Origin of the sequence: Candidatus Nitrosopumilus sp. (assembly GCF_029882185.1) — an archaeon.
In the GTDB taxonomy this organism is placed as follows: domain Archaea; phylum Thermoproteota; class Nitrososphaeria; order Nitrososphaerales; family Nitrosopumilaceae; genus Nitrosopumilus.
The window spans coordinates 1-6677 of sequence record NZ_JAOULD010000058.1; the positions used below are offsets into that span (position 1 = coordinate 1).

Sequence of the window (6677 nt, forward strand, 5' to 3'; positions counted from 1 at the left end):
TTTGGTTTGAAGTTTTCATTTATGGCGGTAAGGAGGGAACTGGAATTGATGTAATTGAATGGGCAAAAGACGCAGAAAAATTAGGTGCTGGCGAGATTCTTCTGACTAGTATTGATAAAGATGGCACTAAAGATGGATATGATATTTTACTAACTAGCAAAGTTGTAGATTCTGTTTCTATTCCTGTAGTTGCTTCAGGCGGATGTGGAAAGCCGGATGATATGATTGAAGTTTTTAAAGAATCAAATGTTGATGCAGCTCTTGCTGCATCAATTTTTCATTATGAAACACATGGGGTTAATGGCGTAAAATCATATTTGAAAGAAAAGTCAATTCCTGTAAGATTATAATACTGATTTTTATTTTATTTAATATGGAAAAAACTATTGATGATATAGATTTTGAAAAAAGTGGTGGTCTTGTACCTGTAATTGTTCAAGATGTAAACACAAAAGATGTTCTAACATTAGCATATGCAAATAAAGAATCTCTAGAACTTGCCAAAAAATCTGGAAATTCATGGTTTTGGAGTCGTTCTAGAAATAAACTTTGGATGAAAGGAGAAGAATCAGGTAATACACAAAAAATTAAAGAAATTCTAGTTGATTGTGATTCTGATGCAATAATTTATCTTGTTGAACCTGCTGGCCCTGCATGTCATACTGGTGAAAAAGTTTGCTTTCACAATAATTTAAAATAAAATTAACATACTGGTTTGTAACTATCTTCATCTCCTGGAAGAATTCTATCTGTAATTCTAAACTTTAAATTTTCATAATTTGTTCCTCTAAAAACCACAGTCCAATCTCCTACCAGGTCATCAATTGAACATATACCACTCTTCTTTGAGATTTGGGGCTGTATGTAATAATTGAACGTATTTTTATTTGAACCATCAAATGGTATTGTTTGGTATACTTTGTTATGTGTATCATTAAGCGGTCTTAGAAATGCAACTTGTCCTTTTTCATGCTGCTGCAGTCCACCAATAACAAGAAATATTTTCTCGCCTAGCACATATTCACTACGATCAATTTGGAATGGTCCTGATGTAATCCATTCCCTCTCTTTGGGTGAATATTCGTTTTCCAAATTAATTTTTTCAATTTCATCTAGTTTTTCTTGAATTTCTGGTACTGTGTCTTCTGGTCTTAATTCTCTATCTAATGCGTCTTCAACTTCCATTTGATTTGATTCTTGATTTGTTATTACAATAATTACACCTATTGCTATTATGATTCCCACAATTATTGGAATCACAATCTTGCTATTCATAAAAAATCTCTTACAAAAATATCTAAAAACCTTCCTAGGTACTGATTTTTTAACATCTTACCTATTATTCCCCTTATGATGACTAGTATTCATTATATTTTTAATCTCAAAAATTAAGTAATACTTAACTTGATATTAGGATTTTTTATGTATATTATCAAAGGTGATAATGATCTTGACTAGAACTTCACTGCAATGCAGAGAATGCAAAAAAGAATATGATACTGCTTTCAAGTATATCTGCGATGAGTGTTTTGGTCCATTAGATGTAAAATATAATTTCCCTACCATTACAAAAGACACTTTTGCAAACCGCGAACATACCTATTGGAGATATTTTGAATTATTGCCAATCGAACAAAAATCAAACATTGTAAGTATTGGTGCCGGAATGACTCCTCTAATCAAAGCTGATAACCTTGGAAAAAAATTGGGATTAAACAATCTTTACATAAAAAACGATTCTGTAAATCCGACATTTTCATTTAAAGACAGACCAGCTGGAGTTGCAATTTCTAAAGCAAAAGAATTTGGATTAACTGCAGTTGGATGTGCATCAACTGGTAATTTAGCATCTGCAACTGCAGCACATGCAGCTAGAGCTGGATTGCCTTGTCATGTATTTGCACCAAGTAATATTGAAATGGCAAAAATTGCTCAGGCTTTATCGTATGGTGCAAACTATATTGCAGTTGACGGAACCTATGATGATGCAAATACAATAGCTGCTCAAATTGGTGACAGTAAAGGTATTGGTATAGTAAATATTAACATGCGTTCACACTATGTGGAAGGATCTAAGACATTTTCATTTGAAGTTGCAGAACAACTTGGTTGGCAAATTCCTGACCAACTAATAGTTCCAGTAGGAAGTGGTGCTATGCTTAATGCAATTTGTAAAGGCTTTGAAGAAATGCAAACAGTTTCACTTCTTGATGATGTTTCTAACATGCATATGATTGCAGCACAGCCACACGGATGTGCACCAATAGTTGATGCATTTAAGAAAAACAGCAAAGAAGTGATTCCAGTTGAGCATCCTGATACTATTGCAAAAAGTTTAGCAATAGGTGATCCTGGAGATGGTAGATATGTTCTCAAACGCTTACAGCAATACAATGGATATGCAGAAGAATGCAACAACAAAGAAATCCTTGATGCCATTTTATTATTAGCTCAAACTGAGGGAATATTTACAGAACCAGCTGGTGGCGTTTCAATATCTGTACTACAAAAAATGGTTGAACAGGGAAAGATTGACAAAAATGACAAGGTGATATGCTATGTTACTGGTAACGGTTTGAAGGCAACTGAATCCATTATGGAAGTTTTGAAAAAACCTACCGTAATGAAAGCAGATGTAGGGGAAATATCGGCGGTAGTAAACTAATGGCAAATATTGTATTTACAATTCCATCTGTGCTTAATCAGAGTGGTGGAGAGAGAAAAACAGAGATTTCAGCTGATTCTCTGACTGATGCATTTTTTAAAATCTCTGAAATTATGGGTGATGATTTTAAGAGACGTGTTCTTGAGGGTGATGGTACTCCTCGTTCATTGATCAATATCTACATCAACGGAAAAAATGCAAAATTTTCTAGTGGCATGGAAACTGTTCTAAAAGATGGTGATGAAGTTTACATATTGCCTGCAGTAGCTGGAGGTTCAGAAGAATTATCCTCAAAAGAGCTAGATAAATTTTCAAGACAAGTAATGCTAGAAGAAATTGGATACGGCGGGCAATTAAAATTAAAAAATGCTAAGGTTTGTGTTGTAGGAACTGGTGGATTAGGACATCCGATAATTTCTAGATTAGCTACTATGGGAGTTGGAACATTACGTATTGTTGATAGAGATGTAATTGAATTATCTAATCTGCATAGACAAATGATGTTTGATGAAGATGATGTTGGTCAAGTAAAAGTAGAAGTTGCTGCTAAAAAATTACAGAAATTAAATCCTGATTGTAAAATTGAGGCATTAGCTGTTTCTGTAAATGACTATACGGCACTTGAAGTTGTTGAGGGATGTGATGTTGTAATTGATGCACTTGATAGTGTCAATGCAAGATATGCACTAAACAAAGCTTGTGTGAAATTTGGAATTCCATTTGTAACGGGTGCTGCGGTTGGAACATCTGGACAAGCATTTACAGTTTTACCAAAAGAATCTGCATGTTACTTTTGCATGTTCCCAGAACTTGATGAGGATACGATGCCAACATGCAGCATTGAAGGAGTTCACCCTCCAATACTTTCTATAGTTGGTGCAATCGAAGTTTCAGAAGCTGTGAAAATCATTACTGGCAAAAAACCAAATTTGTCTGAAAGAATTTTACATGTTGATTTGGAAAATCTTGACTTTAATTTTACCAGAACATTCAGAGCTGAAGAGTGTCCAATCTGTGGAACAGGAAAACTCGAAATTATTCCCAAGAAAGAATTGATCCTAGAAGAACTATGCGGAAGAAATAGAGGGAAGAGGACTTATTCCATAACCCCTACTGATACATTTGATCTTGATGTACCTAAAGTTACTACTATTGCAAAAGAAAAAGGGTTCATCGTGGAAAATCAGGGGGAGTTGGGATTGTCTTTGAGAACTAATGAATTGTCTGTAAACTTTATGAAGAAGGGATCCGCAGTGGTTGTTGGCTCTAAAGACGAAGATGATGCTGTTACATTGTATAAGAGTTTGATTGATAAAAAATCCTGTTAAAGTAGGCACTAAAATTTTTACAAATACATGGAAAAATATGAAAAAATTATCGATCAAACTAATATACCAATGATAAAATATAAATCTTATACAATAATAGTATGAGAAATAGATAAAATTTGTGAAATTTATAAAATAATCACAAAATATTGCGAATTTGTGGACAAATCGTCCATTAGGCTTAAATACAAACTTTAGCGAAAAAAACCAATAACATGAATAACGAATTAGGACGTAAAATAACTAGTCTTACATTAATGACAATTATGTTAGCCGGTGGTTTGACATTTGCAGTTCCAGGAATGGAACCAGCATTTGCTGCCAACGCTAACCTATTTGTTTCCGCAGAAAACTCACAGTTTGATAACTACATGTCAGGACCTCAAGTAATTGAGGTCGTTGTAATTGATTCAGACATTAACGATACTGATGAAGCAAAAGGAGAACCAGACGTTACTGTAAACGGCAAGATCCTCAGAATGGTTCAGGCCGTAGACGGTAACTGGTATGGCTACTTTGCAGATAGAAACATGGCTCAAATTGCTGACTCCACCTCAACTGTAGATGGTGAAGGCTTGGACTTTGGTACTTTCTGTGAAGCTGGATTTACAATGACTGATGGTATAACAGTTGTAACATTTACTGATACAGTAGGTGTTGCAATTCCAGATGGTACTGTCGGTATTGATGGTACAAATCCACCAACAGTGCCAATCCCACCAGCAACTTGTGGTGCATTAGGAGCTGGATCCGGCGGCGCACCTGGCAACAACGTTGTCAGAGAAGCCAAAGGTCCAAATCTAGGTGCCCCCAACGCTGTTGGTCAAATTGGTGTTGATTCAACCCTATGGCCATTTATCCAACTCTATCCTCTAAACCCAACTGGTAACGTTGTCGTACAGTACAACAAAGGTGGTGGTGTTCAAACAACAACACTTACTTTTGATACTGTAGATCAATTTGCTGGTGCAAGTTTAGATAGAACAATCTATACACCAGGTTCTCAAGTACATGCAACGATTACAGATCTATGGTTAAACATTGACCCAACAGATGAAGATTCTTGGACATTTGGTACTACTGGTACCGGTAGCGAAAGCGCCTCAACCACTAATTACCAAGTATTTGATGAGAATGGTTCACAAGTTGGTGATACAGTAACCAATACAGATACCAATACCTTAACTGCACAACTGTCAAATCTTATGTGTGAAGACAATTGTCGTCTCATCACAAATGCAGATGTTCAGAAAAAAGGGTTCGTAATCACACTTCAGGACAACGATGACTCTGAAATCAGAAGTACATTACTTGGTGGCCAAGCAACAGTCAACAGTCAAAACCCACTATCATGGAATACTCTTGGTGGATTCATTGATGACAATGCTGGCATCGGTGGTGTACCTGTAACAATTACAGAACAGGGTCCAAACAGCGGTGTATTTGGTACATATGATGAATCAGACACATCCAACATTGTAATTACTGAAAATGCAAAGAGGGGAACCTCCGCATCCATTACTTACAATGAAGACTCTGTATCAATTCTTGTAGGCTTGAATTTAGGTAGCATTGACATTAAACCAATTGATGACGAATGGACCTCTGGTGAAGAGATTCCAGTCGAATTGGCTGATAACGATGCAAACCGAAACAGTAGAGCAGATGAAGACCTAGACTTGAATAATCCAAACGTAAAGTTGATTCCAGCATTAGAAACTGGAACCCCTGCAACCCTTTATGGCGACTTCAATGATGATGGCAGTGTTACTGCCGCTGATTTGACTGTAACCACACCAGGATTTGCATCGGGTAGTCTAAGCGTAAAAGAAGTACAAAAATTCAGTGATAGAGCAATCCTAACCTCAGTTGGTCCTCTAACGACTACTGGTGGTAGTGCAGATATGCTCTCACTAACATTGGGAACAATGGATAACTTCTTTGACGCAGCACCAGTCAACAACGGCGATTTTGAAGGCTTTGCACTATTCAACTATGATGTCAGATCATTGGCTAATGAGGGTAACCTTGCTGTTAGTACCGTAGATATTGCATTACCTGCTGGTCCATCATTTTTGGCTCAACCCCTACAGGGTTTGATCTTAATTGATGACACCACGCAAGGTGCAACCAGTATCTTCGGTGGCCTAGCAGCTACAACTCCATTAACTGTGACTTTCACATTGAATGGTCCAGCAGCAGCTGAAACAATTCCTGTTGGTACAGAATTACCAATAGTAGCCGATGTCTTTGGATTTGGTTTCTTAAACGATGGTCTTGAAGACGACGAAAGAATCGCTAACCAACTAATCAGATTAGAGCTAGAAGAGACTGGTGATAATACAGGTATCTTTACAGGTACCTTGGAATACACCATGATCAACCAGCTTAACATACTTGATCCTGATACCTATACTGACCTTTCAACAATTTCTGATGAAGCAACATTCATCGTAATTGAGGACTTGGATGATGAAGAATCACCAAGAGTCAACTATCTTGACTTAGGCGCAGATGGTGTTAGTACACAAGTAGCTGATCAAGAGGAAGCACCAGCTCATTCAGGTATTGTCTCATTTGATCTCGACACTTACAAGACTGCTGACACAGTTAACATAACATTAGAAGACTTGGATCTTAACGTAGACTCTGATCTTATTGATATCTATACTACTGTATCCGGT

General features: G+C 36.7%; 5 protein-coding genes and 1 pseudogene. 5 read left to right on the top strand and 1 reads right to left on the bottom strand.

The window, feature by feature from the left end; all coding sequences use genetic code 11:
• Together OEW78_RS09435 and hisI are read left to right on the top strand one after the other, a co-directional pair.
• On the top strand, positions 1–350 hold a 350-nt coding region (locus tag OEW78_RS09435; RefSeq protein WP_300327050.1), incomplete at its 5' end, for a HisA/HisF-related TIM barrel protein.
• Between the two features lie 23 nt (positions 351–373).
• On the top strand, positions 374–700 hold the full coding sequence (gene hisI, locus OEW78_RS09440) for a phosphoribosyl-AMP cyclohydrolase (protein ID WP_300327051.1): 327 nt from the start codon (positions 374–376) through the stop codon (positions 698–700).
• 2 nt (positions 701–702) lie between these two features.
• Here hisI and OEW78_RS09445 read toward each other — a convergent pair whose 3' ends face one another.
• Positions 703–1275, bottom strand: coding sequence for a hypothetical protein (locus OEW78_RS09445; protein ID WP_300327052.1), 573 nt, complete (start codon positions 1273–1275; stop codon positions 703–705).
• A gap of 175 nt (positions 1276–1450) precedes the next feature.
• Here OEW78_RS09445 and OEW78_RS09450 point away from each other — a divergent pair, with 175 nt between their 5' ends.
• The 3 genes and pseudogenes from OEW78_RS09450 to OEW78_RS09460 all read left to right on the top strand — a co-directional run.
• Positions 1451–2665, top strand: a complete 1215-nt coding sequence (locus tag OEW78_RS09450) for a threonine synthase (RefSeq protein ID WP_366523059.1) — start codon at positions 1451–1453, stop codon at positions 2663–2665.
• Positions 2665–3993 (top strand): ThiF family adenylyltransferase, encoded by a 1329-nt coding sequence (locus tag OEW78_RS09455; RefSeq protein ID WP_300327054.1) that lies wholly within the window; start codon positions 2665–2667, stop codon positions 3991–3993. The genes OEW78_RS09450 and OEW78_RS09455 overlap by 1 nt, the downstream gene beginning before the upstream one ends.
• Positions 3994–4208: 215 nt before the next feature.
• Positions 4209–6677: pseudogene (locus tag OEW78_RS09460) on the top strand (hypothetical protein); the annotation flags it as partial.